The organism is Antiquaquibacter metalliresistens, assembly GCF_029211225.1.
GTDB classification, from domain to species: Bacteria; Actinomycetota; Actinomycetes; order Actinomycetales; family Microbacteriaceae; genus Rhodoglobus; species Rhodoglobus metalliresistens.
Map to the genome: position 1 here is coordinate 468768 of NZ_JARGEM010000001.1, position 16395 is coordinate 485162.

22 protein-coding genes are annotated in these 16395 nt (G+C 68.5%); 11 read left to right on the forward strand and 11 right to left on the reverse strand.

Going from position 1 to position 16395, the window contains the following annotated elements:
• Nucleotides 1-177 precede the first annotated feature (177 nt).
• A complete protein-coding gene (locus PYV02_RS02395) occupies nucleotides 178-1014 on the reverse strand; it encodes a hypothetical protein (protein WP_275755824.1) in 837 nt (278 codons plus the stop codon).
• A 67-nt stretch (nucleotides 1015-1081) separates the two neighbouring features.
• Complete coding sequence (locus PYV02_RS02400; protein ID WP_275755826.1) at nucleotides 1082-1774, reverse strand: winged helix-turn-helix domain-containing protein; 693 nt, start codon at nucleotides 1772-1774, stop codon at nucleotides 1082-1084.
• 330 nt (nucleotides 1775-2104) lie between these two features.
• Between PYV02_RS02400 and PYV02_RS02405 the strand changes: the two genes are divergently transcribed.
• Nucleotides 2105-3430, forward strand: a complete 1326-nt coding sequence (locus PYV02_RS02405; protein WP_275755828.1) for an MFS transporter — start codon at nucleotides 2105-2107, stop codon at nucleotides 3428-3430.
• On the opposite strand, the gene upp is transcribed toward PYV02_RS02405, so the two are convergent.
• Nucleotides 3376-4008, reverse strand: coding sequence for a uracil phosphoribosyltransferase (upp, locus tag PYV02_RS02410; RefSeq protein WP_275755830.1), 633 nt, complete (start codon nucleotides 4006-4008; stop codon nucleotides 3376-3378). The two genes, PYV02_RS02405 and upp, sit on opposite strands and share 55 nt — an antisense overlap.
• A gap of 14 nt (nucleotides 4009-4022) precedes the next feature.
• Here upp and tadA point away from each other — a divergent pair, with 14 nt between their 5' ends.
• Complete coding sequence (gene tadA, locus PYV02_RS02415; RefSeq protein ID WP_275755832.1) at nucleotides 4023-4490, forward strand: tRNA adenosine(34) deaminase TadA; 468 nt, start codon at nucleotides 4023-4025, stop codon at nucleotides 4488-4490.
• A 317-nt stretch (nucleotides 4491-4807) separates the two neighbouring features.
• Here the strand turns inward: tadA and PYV02_RS02420 are convergent, their stop codons facing one another.
• Both PYV02_RS02420 and PYV02_RS02425 read right to left on the reverse strand, forming a co-directional pair.
• On the reverse strand, nucleotides 4808-5161 hold the full coding sequence (locus PYV02_RS02420; protein ID WP_275755834.1) for a hypothetical protein: 354 nt from the start codon (nucleotides 5159-5161) through the stop codon (nucleotides 4808-4810).
• Between the two features lie 4 nt (nucleotides 5162-5165).
• Nucleotides 5166-6128: a cation diffusion facilitator family transporter gene (locus PYV02_RS02425; protein ID WP_275755836.1), complete on the reverse strand. Its 963-nt coding sequence runs from the start codon at nucleotides 6126-6128 to the stop codon at nucleotides 5166-5168.
• A 28-nt stretch (nucleotides 6129-6156) separates the two neighbouring features.
• Here PYV02_RS02425 and proC point away from each other — a divergent pair, with 28 nt between their 5' ends.
• Nucleotides 6157-6981, forward strand: coding sequence for a pyrroline-5-carboxylate reductase (gene proC, locus PYV02_RS02430; RefSeq protein WP_275756019.1), 825 nt, complete (start codon nucleotides 6157-6159; stop codon nucleotides 6979-6981).
• A gap of 26 nt (nucleotides 6982-7007) precedes the next feature.
• On the opposite strand, the gene PYV02_RS02435 is transcribed toward proC, so the two are convergent.
• Nucleotides 7008-7679: a potassium channel family protein gene (locus PYV02_RS02435; RefSeq protein ID WP_275755838.1), complete on the reverse strand. Its 672-nt coding sequence runs from the start codon at nucleotides 7677-7679 to the stop codon at nucleotides 7008-7010.
• Nucleotides 7680-7734: 55 nt separating this feature from the next.
• Here PYV02_RS02435 and PYV02_RS02440 point away from each other — a divergent pair, with 55 nt between their 5' ends.
• The 3 genes from PYV02_RS02440 (at nucleotide 7735) to PYV02_RS02450 (ending at nucleotide 8687) form a co-directional block, all read left to right on the forward strand.
• Nucleotides 7735-8220 (forward strand): ArsR/SmtB family transcription factor, encoded by a 486-nt coding sequence (locus PYV02_RS02440; RefSeq protein ID WP_275755840.1) that lies wholly within the window; start codon nucleotides 7735-7737, stop codon nucleotides 8218-8220.
• Between the two features lie 95 nt (nucleotides 8221-8315).
• Entirely contained in the window at nucleotides 8316-8510 is a 195-nt protein-coding gene (locus PYV02_RS02445) for a helix-turn-helix domain-containing protein (protein ID WP_275755842.1), read from the forward strand.
• A gap of 78 nt (nucleotides 8511-8588) precedes the next feature.
• Nucleotides 8589-8687, forward strand: a complete 99-nt coding sequence (locus tag PYV02_RS02450) for a 30S ribosomal protein bS22 (RefSeq protein ID WP_003792170.1) — start codon at nucleotides 8589-8591, stop codon at nucleotides 8685-8687.
• A gap of 72 nt (nucleotides 8688-8759) precedes the next feature.
• On the opposite strand, the gene PYV02_RS02455 is transcribed toward PYV02_RS02450, so the two are convergent.
• Complete coding sequence (locus tag PYV02_RS02455; RefSeq protein WP_275755844.1) at nucleotides 8760-9521, reverse strand: HAD family hydrolase; 762 nt, start codon at nucleotides 9519-9521, stop codon at nucleotides 8760-8762.
• A gap of 18 nt (nucleotides 9522-9539) precedes the next feature.
• On the opposite strand from PYV02_RS02455, the gene PYV02_RS02460 reads away from it, so the two are divergent.
• Nucleotides 9540-9803 carry a glutaredoxin family protein gene (locus PYV02_RS02460; protein WP_275755846.1) on the forward strand — a complete coding sequence of 88 codons (264 nt, stop codon included), beginning with the start codon at nucleotides 9540-9542 and terminating at the stop codon, nucleotides 9801-9803.
• 25 nt (nucleotides 9804-9828) lie between these two features.
• Here PYV02_RS02460 and PYV02_RS02465 read toward each other — a convergent pair whose 3' ends face one another.
• The 4 genes from PYV02_RS02465 to PYV02_RS02480 all read right to left on the reverse strand — a co-directional run bounded on the left by PYV02_RS02465 (nucleotide 9829) and on the right by PYV02_RS02480 (nucleotide 12118).
• Entirely contained in the window at nucleotides 9829-10134 is a 306-nt protein-coding gene (locus PYV02_RS02465) for a hypothetical protein (protein WP_275755848.1), read from the reverse strand.
• 37 nt (nucleotides 10135-10171) lie between these two features.
• The gene (locus tag PYV02_RS02470) at nucleotides 10172-10357 is read right to left on the reverse strand and encodes a YegP family protein (RefSeq protein ID WP_275755850.1); all 186 of its coding nucleotides are present in this window, start codon (nucleotides 10355-10357) and stop codon (nucleotides 10172-10174) included.
• 69 nt (nucleotides 10358-10426) lie between these two features.
• Nucleotides 10427-11755 (reverse strand): aspartate--tRNA(Asn) ligase, encoded by a 1329-nt coding sequence (aspS, locus tag PYV02_RS02475; RefSeq protein ID WP_275755852.1) that lies wholly within the window; start codon nucleotides 11753-11755, stop codon nucleotides 10427-10429.
• A gap of 9 nt (nucleotides 11756-11764) precedes the next feature.
• The gene (locus PYV02_RS02480; protein WP_275755854.1) at nucleotides 11765-12118 is read right to left on the reverse strand and encodes a winged helix-turn-helix transcriptional regulator; all 354 of its coding nucleotides are present in this window, start codon (nucleotides 12116-12118) and stop codon (nucleotides 11765-11767) included.
• Nucleotides 12119-12182: 64 nt separating this feature from the next.
• Here PYV02_RS02480 and PYV02_RS02485 point away from each other — a divergent pair, with 64 nt between their 5' ends.
• The 4 genes from PYV02_RS02485 to PYV02_RS02500 are packed head-to-tail and all read left to right on the forward strand — an operon-like array spanning nucleotide 12183 to nucleotide 16392.
• On the forward strand, nucleotides 12183-14414 hold the full coding sequence (locus PYV02_RS02485) for an LLM class flavin-dependent oxidoreductase (protein WP_275755856.1): 2232 nt from the start codon (nucleotides 12183-12185) through the stop codon (nucleotides 14412-14414).
• 33 nt (nucleotides 14415-14447) lie between these two features.
• Nucleotides 14448-15077 carry a histidine phosphatase family protein gene (locus PYV02_RS02490; protein ID WP_275755857.1) on the forward strand — a complete coding sequence of 210 codons (630 nt, stop codon included), beginning with the start codon at nucleotides 14448-14450 and terminating at the stop codon, nucleotides 15075-15077.
• A complete protein-coding gene (locus tag PYV02_RS02495) occupies nucleotides 15074-15658 on the forward strand; it encodes a TlpA family protein disulfide reductase (protein WP_275755858.1) in 585 nt (194 codons plus the stop codon). The genes PYV02_RS02490 and PYV02_RS02495 overlap by 4 nt, the downstream gene beginning before the upstream one ends.
• A gap of 5 nt (nucleotides 15659-15663) precedes the next feature.
• Entirely contained in the window at nucleotides 15664-16392 is a 729-nt protein-coding gene (locus PYV02_RS02500; protein WP_275756021.1) for a cytochrome c biogenesis CcdA family protein, read from the forward strand.
• The last annotated feature ends 3 nt before the right edge of the window (nucleotides 16393-16395 follow it).

A 16395-nucleotide genomic window follows, 5' to 3' on the forward strand; every position in this document is an offset into this window, starting at 1 on the left:
TGTGGGCCGGTTCCAGAGGCTAGGAACCGGCCCACTCCCTTGCACCAAGAGTGTCCTGCAATCACATTCCGCGGAAGCTGCCACAGCAAACAACTTCTGCTCTATGAATGTATAACGGAAAGGTAACGGTGTCTAGTTATCCAACCGTTATATTTCTGCGAGTTCGCCGCGAGCCATTCACAGCCCGCAGTACGCCTTCCAGAACGCGTACATCTGCTCCTTCAGCGCGTCGCTCGCCGACAGGATGAGCCGCCCCTGCGCCCCCGACGAGGTCGTGACCTCGAGCGGCAGCCGCGTGCCGATCTTGTCCTCCGCGAGCGCATGCGCGTCGCACCGGTTGGGAACGATCGGCACCCGGAACTCCGTCGGCCCAGCCGCGCTCAGCTCGATGCCGAGCGGTAGCTCGCTCGTGCCGACGCCGTCGAGCGCGGGTGCGAGCAGGGTGGTGCTGTACGCGGCATCCACCGTCACGGTGCCCGTCGCACCGGTCGGCGCCACGGCGACGACGATCTCACCGGGGGTGCCGAAGGTGTTCGCGGATGCCACCGAGGTCGCGGTGAGCTGCACGATCTCGCCGACGCGCACACCGAGGCACGCGGCATCCCGAAGGCGAGGCAGCAGGTCGAACGGGTCGTCGGGCGTCAACTCGAGCGTGCCGGATCGGTCGCCCAGCCGGTAGTCGAGCACGACCGTGTGCACCGCGTCGGCGTCGGCGGTGCAGTCGTTGTCGACGAGCGGCACGCGAAGGTCGAGCCGCAGCCCCGCGCCGACCACCGGCTCGCGGTCGCCGGTCCACACGATGTCGTCGACGAAGTAGGTGGACTCCAGCCGTGCCCCGGTGACGGTCAGCGGCTCGGTGCCGTCGTTGTGCACCTGGATCGCGATGCGGCCGGCAGCGACATCCGGTCGCGGTTGATAGACCGAGACCGAGATGCCCTCGAGCGGCGCGGGAGGCTGGGCGCACCCGGCGAGCGCCAGCAGGGCCACCAGGGCGAGGAAGGCTGCGCGAACCATGCCATGGATACAACCACACCGGCCGAGCGGACCGCCAACCGTCGAGAGGCGGCCCGCCAGCGACCGCTTAGAAGAAGTCGGGCGAGGGCGTCGAGGCCTGGCGGATCGAGACATCCGCGTGACGGTCGAAGCGGTAGCCGACCCCGCGCACGGTGCGCACGATGTCCTCGAAGTCGCCGAGCTTGGATCGCAGGCGGCGCACGTGCACGTCGATCGTGCGCTCGTTCGGCACTTCGTCATCGCCGACCGACCACAGTGCTGCGATGATCTCCGACCGATCGACAGTGCGGCCCTCGCGCAGCACGAGGTACTGCAGCAACTCGAACTCCTTGTAGGTCAGGGATGCCGTCTCCCCGTCGAGCAGCACACGCTTGCGCGAGATGTCGATCACGACCCCACCGCGAGGCTTGGGCTCGGCCGGCGCTTCCTCTTGGCGGTGCTTGGCGAGGGCGGCGGGATCCTGCAGGGCGAGGCGCACGACATCGACGTCCCGACCGCCGGCGCCGACCGGCGCCAGAGCGACGGCGGCGTAGGTCTCGGCGCTGGGGACGAGCTCGGCCACGAGCTTCTTGATCTCGGCGACGACATGCGCGAGGTCGGTGCCCGCTTCGACGGCCTTGAACTCGTCGAGACCGACGTAGAGGGCGAAGCCTCGGGCCTCGGTGCCCTGCGGCACGGCCTGCAGGCGGCGGCTCGGGGCGGCGGTGGGAACGGGCGCGGCGGGGGCGATGGGTGCGCGCTCAACGGTGGCAATGGACATGGTTGTTGAATCCTCGGTGGGGGTGAAGGGCCCCTGATGATGGGGTTGTGATCCTTCGGGGTACTGCGGTCGTGCAAGCGGAGTCACGCCGTGATGAGGACGATATCCGCGGAGTTCGTATTCAGGGTCGAACGGAACTCGGCGAGGAGGGGCCGATTAGGCACACATTCGACAACACATGACCGCGCGAGAACCCATCACCTCAAGGGTGGTCAGGGGGCGCACGGAAACGGTCATGCCGCGAGTGTACACACCGGGGCGCGAGCTTGTCGAGATCGACGGGGCTTGCACCAGTCAGGAGTCGGATTTCCGGGCTGGCAGAATCGTGAGGTGGGGGGAACACGTCTGGCCTTGCTGGGTCGTCTTGTCGTCGTGAATGTCGCGCTGTTCGCGGCCTATGCCGGGGTGCTCTCGGTGCTGCTGCCTCAGCAGATCGCGCGAATCGATCCCGAGGGCAAGGTCGGTGCGCTCGCGCTCGTGACCTCGGTATCGTTCGGCGTCACCGCTCTCGCGCAGCCCCTCGTCGGAGCCCTGAGCGACCGCACGCGGAGCCGGTGGGGGCGCCGCGTGCCGTGGATGCTCGGGGGTGCCGTGGTCGGCGGCGTTGCACTCGGTGCGATGGGTGGCGCGTCGTCGGTCGCCATGCTCGTGGTGCTGTGGGCGATCGCGCAGTTCTGCCTCAACGGCACCGACATCGCTTCGAGCGTCTATCTCGTCGACGGCTTTCCGGTGCAGCAGCGCGGGCTGGCCGCTGGAGTGCTCGGGGCGGCGGCGGTCGCTGGTGGTGTCGTGGGCACGATGCTCGCGGGCTCCGGCGCGCTCACGTCGAGTGTCGGATACTGGGTGCTCGCAGCGGTGGTGCTGGTCGCCGTGCTCGTCTTCGCTCTCACCTCGCGGGATCGCGTCGTACCGCAGGCGCAGGCGCAGCCGTTCCGGGTGGGGGTCTTCCTGCGCGGGTTCGTCGTGAACCCGCGGCGGCATCCCGACTTCGTCATCGTGCTCTTCTGGCGCATCTGCTTCACCGTCGCCTACGGCAGTGTCCACGGGTATCTGCTCTACATCCTCAGCGACTTCGTCGGCGTCGGTGAGGAGGAGGCGGCGGTGCTCGTCGGGGTCGCGGCCGTGATCGGTGGGGCCGGACTGCTCGTCGCCGTGCTCCTCGGCGGATGGCTCAGCGATCGCCTGGGACGCCGCCGCCCGTTCCTCGTCGCCGCGGGGTTGGCGGTCGTGGCGGCGCTCGCGGTTCCCCTGCTCTCTCCGACGGTACCGGGCATTCTGGCGCTGGCCGGAGTGCTCGGTGCGAGCCTCGGACTGTCGATCGCGTGCGGGACCGCGCTCGCCAGTCAAGTGATGCCCGACCCAGACCGCGAGGCGGCGCGTGGCCTCGGGGTCTTCAACGTCGCCACGAACCTCGGCCAGGCTGCCGCACCTCTCGTCGCGGCGGTCGTGATCGCGTCGACCGGCGGATACGCGGCGCTCTTCGTCGTCAGCGCGGTGATCATGCTCATCGGCACGGGACTCATCGCGTTCGTGCGCGAAGGCGGTGCGAGCGCGCCCATCGCTCGCGATTCGGCGCATTCGCGCCCGCGGGTGACGCGCGGCTACACCAGCCCGTACAGGCGGTCCCCGGCATCCCCGAGGCCCGGGACGATGTAGCCGACCTCGTTGAGTTTCTCATCGATCGCGCCGAGCACCACGGTGACCTCGCGGCCGGCGGTCGCCTTCTCGACGGCGGCGACACCCTCGGGCGATCCGATGAGGCAGACGGCCGTGACATCCACGGCCCCGCGTTCGAAGAGGAAGTCGATCGCGGCGATGAGCGAACCGCCGGTGGCGAGCATCGGATCGAGGATGAAGCACTGACGGTTGGAGAGATCGTCGGGCAAGCGGTTCGCGTACGTGGTCGGCTGCAGGGTCTCCTCGTCGCGCATCATGCCGAGAAAGCCGACCTCCGCGGTCGGCACGAGCTTGACCATGCCCTCGAGCATCCCGAGCCCGGCGCGCAGGATGGGCACGACGAGCGGCTTCGGGTCGCTGATCGCGAGGCCCTTCGTCGGCGCGACCGGAGTCTGGATGTCCACCTCGTGCACCCGCACCTGTCGGGTCGCCTCGTAGGCGAGCAGCGTGACGAGCTCCTCGGTGAGGGCCCGGAACGTCGGCGACGGCGTGTTCACGTCGCGCAGCACGGTGAGCTTGTGGGTGATCAGCGGGTGGTCGGCAACGTGGACTCGCATAGGCTCAATCTACTGTGGAGAGCTTTTCGGCGAGCGCCGCCGAGGAATGGATGTCGGAGGCGATCTCCGAAGCCCGCCTCGCGCTCGCGAGCGGTGACGTTCCGGTCGCGGCGCTGCTGTTGGATGCCGCGGGCAACCGCCTCGCCGTCGGCCGCAACGAGCGCGAGCTCACCGCCGACCCCACCGCCCACGCGGAGATCGTCGCGATCCGCGCCGCCGCCCGGCAACTCGGCACTTGGCACCTGGAGAACACCACCCTCGTGGTCACCCTCGAGCCGTGCACGATGTGCGCCGGCGCGATTCTGCAGGCGCGCATCCCTCGCGTCGTGTTCGGCGCGTGGGACGAGAAGGCCGGCGCCGCGGGCAGCATCTACGACGTGTTGCGCGACCGCAGGCTGCCGCACCGCGTCGAGGTGGTCGCCGGCGTGCTGGAGCGGCAGTGCGCCGAACTGCTCGTCGGCTTCTTCGACGAACGTCGCTGACGAGTGCTGCCGATGAGCTGCTGCTCATGAGCGCTGCTGACGCGCGACGCCGGCGCGCGACGCTGACCCAGCGCCCGCGTTCGTGATCAACTCCACGCCGCCTCCACGAGGCTCGGGAGTGGCCGTCTCTCTTCCTCTCCGCAGACTCGGCAATTCAAGGACAATGTCCTTGAATTGCCGAACGTTCCGAGGGCCCGGATCTTGGGGCGGGGATATGGCGCGACGGGCCGGCGCTCGCACGCCGGGTCTGCGACGCCGGGTCTGCGATGCCGGGTCTGCAACGCCGGGTCTGCAACGCCGGGTCTGCGACGACCGGCTTAGCGCCAGAACACCGCGACGAGCACGTTGATCACGGCGAGGCCACCCGCGGCGTGGAACCACGGCTGCACCTTGCCGCCCCTGCGCTGCACGACGACCGCGACGATCGCGGCGACGAGCACGATGGCGGCGATGCCGAGCTTGACGGCGATCTTCACCATGTTGACGTCGTGGTCGCCGGCCTCGGCGAGTCCGACCAGGCCGACGCCGGTGAGCAGCTGCACGATGGCGCCGTAGAGGGTCGGGCCGAGGATGAAGTCGGACTTGCGCCTCATCTGCACGAAGAAGGAGCCGATGATCGCGGCGAGGCCGAGCATGTGCCCGGCGAAGAGGATCGAGTGCAGGATGTCCATGGTGCTAGTCCGTTCCCTTGATGACGATCGCGTCGGTGGCCGGCGCGACGGCGTTCGCCGCGACGTACACGTCCGGCTCGATGTAGATCACGCGCGCGACCGGCACGGCGGCCCGAATCGCGGACTCGAGTGAGTTGATGCTCGCGGAGATGTCGGTCAGACGCGCCTTGCTCGCGAATCCGACCTTGGCGCCGACGAGCAGCTCGTCCGGCCCGAGATAGAGGGTCTTCATGTGGATGAGGGTCTCCACGTCGGGGTGCTGTTCGATGACGGCGCGGATCTTCGCGTCATCCTCGAGGTTCGCGCCCTCGCCCACGAGCAGGCTCTTGGTCTCGATGCCGAGCACGACGGCCACGAGCACGAGCAACGCACCGATCGCGAGGGTGCCGATGGCATCCCACATCGGGTTGCCGGTGAGGATCGTGAGCCCGACGCCGACGAACGCGAAGACCAGACCCAGCAGGGCCGCGACGTCCTCAAGCAGCACCACCGGCAGCTCCGGCGCCTTAGCGTGCCGGATGAACTGCACCCAGCTCTGCTTGCCGCGCGTGTGATTGGACTCCTTCACCGCAGTGCGCAGCGAGAACGACTCGAGCACGATCGCGATGGACAGCACGAGGATGGGCAGCCACGGCACCTCGAGCGCGTGCGGGTGCTGCAGCTTGTCGATGCCCTCGTAGATCGAGAACACGCCACCGATGGAGAACAGGATGATCGCCACGACGAAGGCGTACACATAGCGCTCGCGGCCGTAGCCGAAGGGGTGCTCCCGGTCCGCCACCTTCTTGGACCGGCGGCCGCCGATGAGCAGCAACAGCTGGTTGCCGGAGTCCGCCACCGAGTGCACGCTCTCGGCGAGCATCGACGATGAGCCGGAGAAGACGAAGGCCACGAACTTCGTGATCGCGATGCCGAGGTTCGCGAGGAGGGCGGCGATGATGGCCTTGTTGCCGCCGGATGCGCTCATGGCCCAATCCTAGGATGATCACGTGACCATGACGCTTCCTTCCATCGCCATCATCGGCACCGGCGCCATGGGCGGCGCGATCCTCTCCGGATTGCTCGCGCCATCGGTGACGGTGGCCGGTGGCATCCGCGTCACGAACCGCACCGAGGCCAAGGCCCGGGCGCTCGACGGCCCGGGTGTCGTCTCGTACGCGCTCGAGTCCGTGCCGCGGGGCAACCTCGAGGCGGTGGATGGCGCGGCCATCGTGCTGCTCGGCGTCAAGCCGGCCCTGCTGCCCGACACGCTCGCCGAACTCGCCCCCGCGCTGGACCCGAACGCCCTCGTCATCAGCGTCGCCGCCGGAGTCACGACCGCCACCATGGAGGCGCTCGTGCCGAACCCCGTGCTGCGGGCGATGCCGAACACCCCGGCGATCGTCGGCAAGGCGGTCACCGGTCTGGCGGCCGGCTCGCGCGCGACGCCAGAGCAGGTCGCGCTCGGCCGGGCGCTGTTCGAGACCGTGGGGAGCGTCGTGGAGGTTCCGGAGTCGCAGATCGATGCGCTCTCGACGATCTCCGGGTCCGGCCCCGCGTACGTGTTCTACCTCATCGAGGAGTTGACCCGCACCGCCGTCGGCCTCGGGTTCGCCCCTGACGTCGCGGCCCAGCTGGTGTCGGGCACCTTCGAGGGCGCGGTCGCCTTGCTCGCGGCATCCGGTCGCTCGCCCGAGGAACTGCGCGCCCAGGTGACGAGTCCGAAGGGCACGACGGAACGGGCCATCGCCGTCATGCAGGAAGCCGACCTCGCCGGGATGTTCGACCGGGCGACCGCTGCGGCGCTCGCCCGAGCGCGGGAGCTGGCAGCGGGGGCGTGACGCCGAACGGTCGCTGACGCGCGGCCCTAGCTTTCGAGCGTCGCGAACCGTTCGATGTCCGCGGAGTTGCCGCTGACGATGACGAGATCCCGGTTGGAGACCACGGTCTCCGGCGTCGCGTAGGTGAACTCCTTGCCCGGCGACTTCACGCCGACCACAGTGATGCCGTACTTGGACCGCACGCCCGACTCGGCGAGGGTCATCCCCCGGATCGGCTTCGGGGGATACATCTTCACGATGGCGAAGTCGTCGTCGAACTCGATGAAGTCGATCATGCGACCGGAGACGAGGTGGGCGACACGTTCGCCCGCCTCGGCCTCGGGGTAGATCACGTGGTTCGCCCCGATGCGCGACAGGATCTTGCCGTGCGACTGGCTGATCGCCTTCGCCCAGATCTGCGGGATCTTGAGGTCGACGAGGTTGGCCGTGATCAGCACGCTCGCCTCGAGATAGGAGCCGACCGCCACGACCGCGATGGCGAAGTCCTGCGCTCCGATCTGGCGCAGCGCGTCGATGTTGCGCGCATCCGCCTGCACCGCGTGGGTCACGCGCTCCGACCACTTCTGCACGAGGCCCGCATCCTCATCGATGGCGAGCACCTCTCGGTCGAGGCGCTGCAGCTGGCCCGCGGTAGCCGCGCCGAAACGACCGAGCCCGATCACGAGCACAGGTGCATCATGTGGGATCTTGTCAACCAATGGAGGGCCTCCTCGAGCCTGACTGGACGAAGCATAGCCACGCTACTCTGATGTGATGGCCGACATCTTCGACGTCATCGCGGACCCGACCCGGCGCGATCTGCTGCAGGTTCTGCTCGAGCAGCGCGCCTCGCAGGCGTCGGCCACGAGCGAGATCAGCGTCGGCGATCTCGTGGAGCGTCTCGGGCTGAGTCAGCCGACCGTCTCCAAGCACCTCAAGGTGCTGCGCGATCACGGCCTGGTGAGCGTGCGCGAGGACGGTCAGCACCGCTACTACCGGCTCGACGCGTCGCCGCTCGAGGCGCTCGAGGACTGGCTGGTGCCCTTCGTCACCGCGGAGTTCGAGGACGACGACCTGCGCATCGACGACGGCGGCTCGGCCGTCTTCGCGGCCTGGTCGGGTGCGGATGTCGGGGAGAACCTCGGCCGCAAACTCGCCGAAGGTCAGCATCAGGCGCTCACCGTGATCCACGACGCCTCGGAGGCCGTGCAGAAGCGCCTCCCGGTGATCATGCGCAGGCGTCCGTTCCGCAAGGGCTGAGCGCCTTCGAGGGGTGGACACCGGCTCACTCCTGCCCCTAAGGTGATCGTTTGACACTCCAGTCACAGGGGTTTCTCATCCGAAGGGGCACAGGCATGGCCGCGGATCTGTCCGATGTGCGCTTCCTCACGGTCGCCGAGGTGGCCGAGATGATGCGCGTGTCGAACATGACCGTGTACCGCATGGTGCATTCGGGGGAGCTGCCGGCCGTTCGGTTCGGGCGTTCGTTTCGCATCCCGGAGTCTGCCGTGGTCGCCGCGATTCAGACGCCGATCTCCGACGTCGGCTGATTTCAGGTAAACTCGGCGAGTCTTCCCACGGTTCTGACGGACCGAGTGGTCCAGATCAGCAACCAGTGAGGTAAATCAATGGGTTCAGTCATCAAGAAGCGCCGCAAGCGGATGGCCAAGAAGAAGCACCGCAAGCTGCTGCGCAAGACGCGTCACCAGCGTCGCAACAAGAAGTAGCGCGCTGGAGCCTGGAGAAACGTGCCAGCGTTTCCGCGACGCCAGCGCCGCGGGAGCCTGCGACTGAGGTTTCTACCTCGTCTTCTTCACGGCTCGCGCCTCGCGTCGAACGCGCTTGCGGGCATCCCGGATGCTCGACCGCTTCAGCGGCAGCACGCTCCAGCCCTGGTCGATCGCGTGCGCGTGCAGCTTCGCATCGGGGTTCACCACCACGCGATTGCCGACGAGGCTGAGCAGCGGGATGTCGTTGCTCGAGTCCGAATAGGCCCAGCAGTCCCCGAGCGCCGCCTTGCGCTCGCGGGCGTGGTCGCGCGCGACCGCGGCCTTCTCGTCCCCGTGCAGCACATGGCCGTCGAGCGCGCCGGTGAAGATGCCGTCGAGCGCCTGCACTCGCGTGCCGAGGGCGCCGGTGAGTCCGAGTCGGTCGGCGATCACCTGGGCGACGAGCTGCGGGGTGGCCGTGATCAGCCACACCTCGTGGCCCTTGGCGAGGTGCTCCCGGGTGAGGTCGACGGTCTCCGGCCAGAGGCGAGGTGCGAAACGGCGCTCGTAGATGTCCTCGGCGAGATCGATGAGTGCGGCTTCGCTGTGCCCGCCGACGAGTCCCAGCGCACGCTCCTTCGCACTGGCCAGGTGCGCCCGGTTCTCGCCCACGGCGAGAAACCTGAACTGGTGCCAGGCGAAGACGGCGATGTCGCGCCAGGAGATCAGGCCGCGCTTGAAGGCCTCCCGGCCGACGTAATAGACGCTCGCGCCGCGGATGAGCGTGTTGTCGACGTCGAAGAAGGCCACGATCGGGCGTTCGCTCGGTGCCGGCGGCGCTGCAGAAGACATCGCGATTAGTCTATGGGCGTGTCATCCACGCGCCTCACCCTGTTGTCCAAGCCGGGGTGTCACCTCTGCGACGCGGCCCGAGAGGTCGTGACGGAGGTGGTCGCGCAGCTGGGCGATGAGGCATCCGTGACGGTGGAGGAGCTCTCGATCCTCGACGACCCGGAGCTCAACGCGCGGTACTGGGACGAGATCCCGGTCGTGCTGATCGACGGCGTGGTGCACAACATCTGGCGCATCGACGCCGAGCGGCTGCGTGCCGCGCTGGTCGCGAACGGCCAGTGAGCGGCGTCGCTCGATCGTCGCGGGGCTAGAGCGCCTTGGCCTGGTCTTGCACCGGGATCGGGCCCGTGAGCCGCTCGGCGAGCTTGTCGCGCTCCGCGGCCAACGACGCGAGCGTCGAGGTCTCGAGCCCGGGCTGCAGCATGTCGTCGAACGGGTTCGGCATGCCGCTCTTGGCGTGCACCGCCTCGGCGTAGGCGCTCGCGGCCGCAGCGACCTTGGCGCCCGCGCGCTGGGCCTTCTTGAGAGACACCGCACCTCCGCCGACAACATCGGCGTGCTTGTTCAGCGCCTTCTTCAGTTCCTTGAGCGCCGCATCGATCTTCTTGGACATGGGGTCATCCTGCCCCATGAACCTGAACTCGACTAGATCAGGCGCCGGTCTCGTCGACGACGGTCGCGTCCGCGGCGTTCTTGCGCACCGACTCGATGCCGTTCAGCGCGCTCGCCTTGGCGGCGTAGCCCTCCGACATCGCGATGATCTCGCCATTGCCGGCCTTGAGGACGAAGCGGAACTCGCCCTTCTTGTCCTTGCTGACGACGAACTTGCCGGCCATGGTGGCTCCTTTGCTGACGGTTGATGCCAGCCTAGAGCCCCGGGGTGCCCTGCGCCTATGACGGAAGTGCTAGGGCAGCAGGCGCGTCGGCCCGCGGAACAGGTAGGTGGTCTCGCGGATGTTCGTCAGGTGCAGCATGAGCATCAGCACGCGCGACAGTCCCATGCCGAACCCGCCGTGCGGCGGCACGCCGTAGCGGAAGAAGTCGAGGTAGAACCCGAGCTCCTCGGGGTCGAGACCCTTCTCGCGCGCCTGCACTTCGAGCACCTCGACGCGGTGCTCGCGCTGGGCGCCGGTGGAGATCTCGACGCCGTTGAAGATCAGGTCGTAGCTGTTGGTCAGGCCCGGGTCATCCGCGTGACGCATGTGGTAAAACGGCCGGATGCTGGAGGCGTAGTCGGTGAGGAACACGAACTCGTGTCCGAACTTCTCCTTCACGTAGGCGGCGATCTGGCGCTCGCCCTCCGGGTCCATGTCGTCGTCGGCGCGCGGCACCTCGTAGCCGCGCTCGGCCACGATGCGCTTCGCCTCCGCGAGCGGGATGCGCGGGAACGGCAGCGTCGGCACGGTCACCTCGACCCCGAACGCGGCCTCGATCTCAGCCCCGTGCTTGTCCTTGACCGCCTGGAAGCCCGCCACGAGCAGTTCCTCGTGCATGCGCATGACGTCTTCGTGGGAGTCGATCCAGCTCATCTCGGCGTCGACGCTCGTGAACTCGGTGGCGTGCCGGCTGGTGAAGCTGGGGTCGGCGCGGAACGCGGGCCCGACCTCGAAGATCTTGCCGAAGCCGGCCGGCTGGGCCATCTGCTTGAAGAACTGCGGACTCTGCGAGAGGTAGGCCTTCGTCTCGAAGTACTCGACCTCGAACAGCTCGGCCTTCGATTCGCTCGCGCTCGCCATGAGCTTCGGCGTGTGCAGCTCGATGAACTCGTGCTCGACCCAGTAGGTACGCCACGCGTGCTCGAGGGTGGTCTGCACCCGGAAGATGAGGTTGTTCTTGGGCTGGCGCAGGTCGAGGAAGCGCCAGTCCATGCGCTTGTCGACGCCCGAGTCGTCGGCGATCGGCGTCTCGGGGATGGCCGCGGCCGCGATCTCGATGCCGTCGAGCTTGATCTCGACTCCGCCGAGCTTCACGCGCTCGTCGTGCTTGAGCTCGCCCGTGGCGGTCAGGAACGTGCCCTGCGCGAGGCCGGAGATCGTCTCGGCGAGCTCATCGGGCTCGGGCGTGCCATCCTCCGCGAAGGCCCGAGGATGCACGAGCTGCACGGCACCGGACTCGTCGCGCAGCACGACGAACTGCACCTTCTTCTGGTCCCGCACGGTATCCACCCAGCCGGAGACGGAGATCGGACCGTCGGTCGCGGCCAGCAGATGCTTGATCAGGGTGCGTTGCGTCACCCCGGAAGTTTAGTCGTGCGGGGCCGAGCGCCAGCGCTGCTCCCATTCATGAACGGGTTGCAGGGCCACCAGCAGGTCCTCTCCGCGCTCGGTGAGCCGGTATCGGATCTGCACCGGGGTGGTGGGGATCACCTCTCTGGCGAGCAGCCCGGCGGCCTCGAGCTCCCTGGCGCGCTGGGCGAGCATCCGATCGCTCAACCCCTCGACCCGGGCCACGATCTCGCTGAAGCGGGAGGCGCCCTGCCAGACGGCGAGCAGGATGCCCGAACTCCATCGTTTGCCGATCAGCTCCACCGCCCACTGAAAGGGCCGGCACTCTTCGTCCTTGATGCGCCGGAGTGGCGGCGCGGTCTGAGCATGCACTTGTATATCGTAAGTCACTTACGAGGGGTTTGCACCGCCCTGGTGGCGGGAGGATGCTGGTGGAATGCCTGACTACGGACATCCCCTGCAGTTCGGAACCTTCGTCACTCCGGTCAACAATCCGCCGCAGCAGGCGGTGCAGCTGGCCCGGCTGAGCGAGGAGCTCGGCTTCGACCTGGTGACCTTTCAGGACCACCCCTATCAGGCGGCATTCCATGACACCTGGACGCTGATGAGCTGGGTGGCGGCGGTCACCGAGCGCATCCACATCTCCGGCAACGTGCTCAACCTCCCGTTGCGCCAGCCTGCTGTGCTGGCCCGCTCGGTGGCGAGCCTCGACCTGCTCTCCGGAGGCCGGATCGAACTCGGGCTCGGCGCCGGCGGGTTCTGGGACGCGATCGAGGCGATGGGCGGGGACCGGCTCACCGGCGGCCAGGCCGTCGACGCACTCGGCGAGGCGATCGACATCATCCGCGGCATCTGGGATGCGGGTGATCGCTCGCCGCTTCGCGTGGGCGGCGAGTTCCACTCCGTGTCCGGCGCCAAACGTGGGCCCGCGCCGGCTCACGACGTGCCGATCTGGATCGGCGCGAGGATGCCGAGGATGCAACGCCTCATCGGCACCAAGGGCGACGGCTGGCTGCCCTCTCTGCCATGGCTGAAACCTGGCGACCTCGCGGCGGGAAACGCGATCATCGATCAGGCGGCGCTGGACGCGGGTCGCGATCCGCGCGAGATCCGGCGACTGCTGAACATCGGCGGTGCCCTCGACCCCGACGAACTGGTCAGGCTCGCCGTCGAGGACGGCGTGAGCGTGTTCATCATGATGGGTGACGATCCGTCCGCGATGCGCGGTTTCGCCGAGACCCTCCCGGATGTTCGGGAGGCCGTCGCCGCCGAACGAGCCTCCCGTGGCACCGAGCAGGGTCGGGCGCGCGGCGAGGCGATGCTCGCCAAGCGCCGCGCCGGGATCGCCTACGACGCGGTGCCGCCTTCCCTGGCCGCGGACGTCATCGAGCCCGGCGACCCGGCGTACCCGCGCAAGCGCAACAACTACCTGCGCGGAGGTGCGCCGGGCATCATCCTGCGTCCCGCGAACACCGAGCAGGTAGTCGACGCCGTCGCGTTCGCGAGGTCGCATCGGGAGCTTCCACTCGGTGTGCGCAGCGGAGGGCACGGCATCAGCGGGCGTTCCACCAACGACGGCGGGATCGTGATCGATCTCGGTCGCATGGATGCCATCGAGATCCTCGATGAGGCGTCCCGTCGGGTGCGCATCGGCCCCGGCGCACGCTGGGGGGATGTGGCGGCGGCGCTCGCCACGCGCGGCTGGGCCCTGTCATCCGGCGACTACGGAGGCGTCGGCGTGGGTGGACTCGCGACCGCCGGCGGCATCGGATGGCTCGCGCGCGAGCACGGTCTCACGATCGATCACCTGCGCGCTGCCGACGTGGTGCTCGCCGACGGCTCGGTGGTTCGCGTCAGTCAGACCGAGAACCCCGACCTGTTCTGGGCCGTGCGGGGTGCCGGCGCGAATGTCGGCATCGTGAGCTCGTTCGAGTTCGAAGTCGATGAGGTGGGCGAGGTCGGCTGGGCGCAACTCGCCTTCGACGCGACCGATACTGCGGGGTTCCTCGAGGGCTGGGGAGCGCTGATGGAGGCCGCGCCGCGCGACCTCACGAGCTTTCTGATCGTCGGGCGGTCGAGTCCGGGGCAGCCCACGATCGCCCAGATGATGGCGATGGTCGACTCGGCCGATCCGGACACCATCCTCGAGCGACTGCAGCCGTTCGCCGCTATCGCTCCACTCGTGCAGCAGTCGGTCGAGCTCACGACGTATGCGCAGGTGATGGCGAACGCCCAGGGCACGGACCACCACGGTCAGGGTGAGCCGGTCGGCCGGTCCGGTCTGCTGCATCGCTTCACAGCGGAGGTCGCGCGCGCGACGGCACGGATGCTCGACAGCGGCGAGGTCTTCTTCTTCTCGGTGCGATCGGTGGGTGGTGCCGTCGCGGATGTGCCACCGGATGCGACGGCCTACGCCCACCGCACCGCGAACTTCGCCGTCGCTGCACTCGGCGGCAACCGCAGCCGGCTCGACGCGCAGTGGGACACGCTCGTGCAGCGGTACATGGACGGCCTCTACCTGAGCTTCGAGACCGATCCGCGGCCCGAGCGCCTCGCGGACGCGTTCCCGCCCGACACGCTCGCCAGGCTTCGCGAGATCAAGCGCCGCGTCGACCCGGAGAACCTGTTCCGCGACAACTTCCCGGTCGGTGCCGCGATCGCGGCCTGAGGAGCGGTGCGAGCGCCGCGTAGAATCGAGATCGTGCCCGCCGACCTCATCCGCCTCGTGCGTCATGGCGAGGTGCACAATCCCGAGGGCATCCTCTACGGGCGCATCCCGGGCTACCACCTGAGCGAACTGGGGCACCGCATGGCGGATGTCGCGGCCGAGAGCCTGACCGGGCATCCGGTCACCGCGCTCTGGGCCAGCCCGCTGCAGCGCGCCCAGGAGTCGGCGCAGCCCTGGTCGCAGCGCTTCGGCCTGCCGATCATCACCGACGAGCGGCTCATCGAGCCGACGAACTGGTTCGAGGGCACCACCGTCAAGCGCAAGGTGCGCGACCCGCGGTCGTGGCCCAAGCTCGCCGACCCCTTCACCCCCGGCTGGGGCGAGGCGTTCACGCTCGTGCGTGCCCGCATGCTCTCGGTGATCGAGGAGGCCTGGGCTGCGGTGGACGGCGGCGAGGTCGTGATGGTCAGCCACCAGATGCCGATCGTCACCGTGCAGCGCTCGGTCGCGGGCAAGCGACTGTTCCACAACCCGGCCAAGCGCCGCTGCAGCCTGTCCAGCATCACGACGCTCGCGCGCGAGGGCGACCGCTTCGTCGAGGTGGACTATCAGGAACCTGCGAAAGCATTGCTGGCATCCGCCATCGACACCGGAGCAGTGTGAAGACCCGATCCCTCATCGCCGCGGCAGGCCTCGTGCTGCTGCTGGCCGGCTGCACCGCAACCGACCCGCTCGCCGAGCAGTACCAGAACGGCTCGGGCCAGGGGTACATCTCCGGCGACGGCACCCTCGAGGTCGCACCCGACCAACGCGGCGAGGCGATCGCATTCGAGGGCGAGAGCATCGACGGCGACGCCATCACCAACGAGGACTTCGCCGGTGAAGTCACGGTGCTGAACTTCTGGTACGCCAACTGCCCGCCCTGCCGCATCGAGGCCCCGTACCTGGCCGAGCTGAGCGCCGAATACGACGGGGTGGCCTTCCTCGGGGTGAACACCTCGGACGAGGCGGCCGTCGCGCGCCTCTTTGAGGACGAGAACGGCATCGAATACCCCTCGATCCTCGACGCGCGCACGGCATCCGTGCAGCTCGCCTTCGCCGGGGCTGGGGCGGTCGCGCCGAACGCGGTGCCGACGACGCTCGTGCTCGACCGCGAAGGTCGGGTCGCCGCGCGCATCAGCGGCGTGATCAAGGACCCGTCGATTCTCGCCAGCATGCTCGACACCGTGCTGGCCGAGCAGTAGTGGGCATCGAGCAGATCCTCGGGCAGGGCAACCTCCTGCTCGCCCTGCCGATCGCGCTCGCCGCGGGCCTGCTGTCGTTCCTCGCCCCGTGCGTGCTACCGCTCGTGCCCGGCTACCTCGGCTATGTCACCGGGACCACGGATGCCGCGAGCCAGACCCGCGGCCGCACCGTGCTCGGCGCCGCCCTGTTCGTGCTCGGGTTCAGCGTCGTCTTCCTGACCATCTTCGTGCTCTCCGGCACCGTAGGACTCTTCGTGCTGCAGTACCGCGACATCATCACCCGCATCGCCGGCGTGATCGTCATCGTGCTCGGCCTCGTCTTCATCGGGCAGGTCACCTTCCTGCAGCGCGACATCAAGCCGCGGTGGCGCCCCGCGCCGGGTCTCGCGGGTGCGCCGCTGCTCGGCGCGGTCTTCGCGATCGGCTGGGTGCCGTGCATCGGCCCGACCGTCGGTGCCGTCATCGCGCTCGCCAGCTACGAGGCGAACCCGGGGCGGGCCGCGATCATCGGGGCGTTCTATTGCATCGGCCTCGGCATCCCGTTCATCCTGGTCGCCCTCGGTTTCGGCTGGGTCGGCTCGTCGATCGGGTGGGTCAAGCGGCACATCCGGGTGATCAACATCATCGGCGGCGCGCTGCTCATCGCGACCGGCATCGCGATGGTCAGCGGACTGTGGGGCATGCTGTTGTCGTGGTTGGGGGTGGTGATCGGTGGCTTCGACGTCGTCCTCTGATTC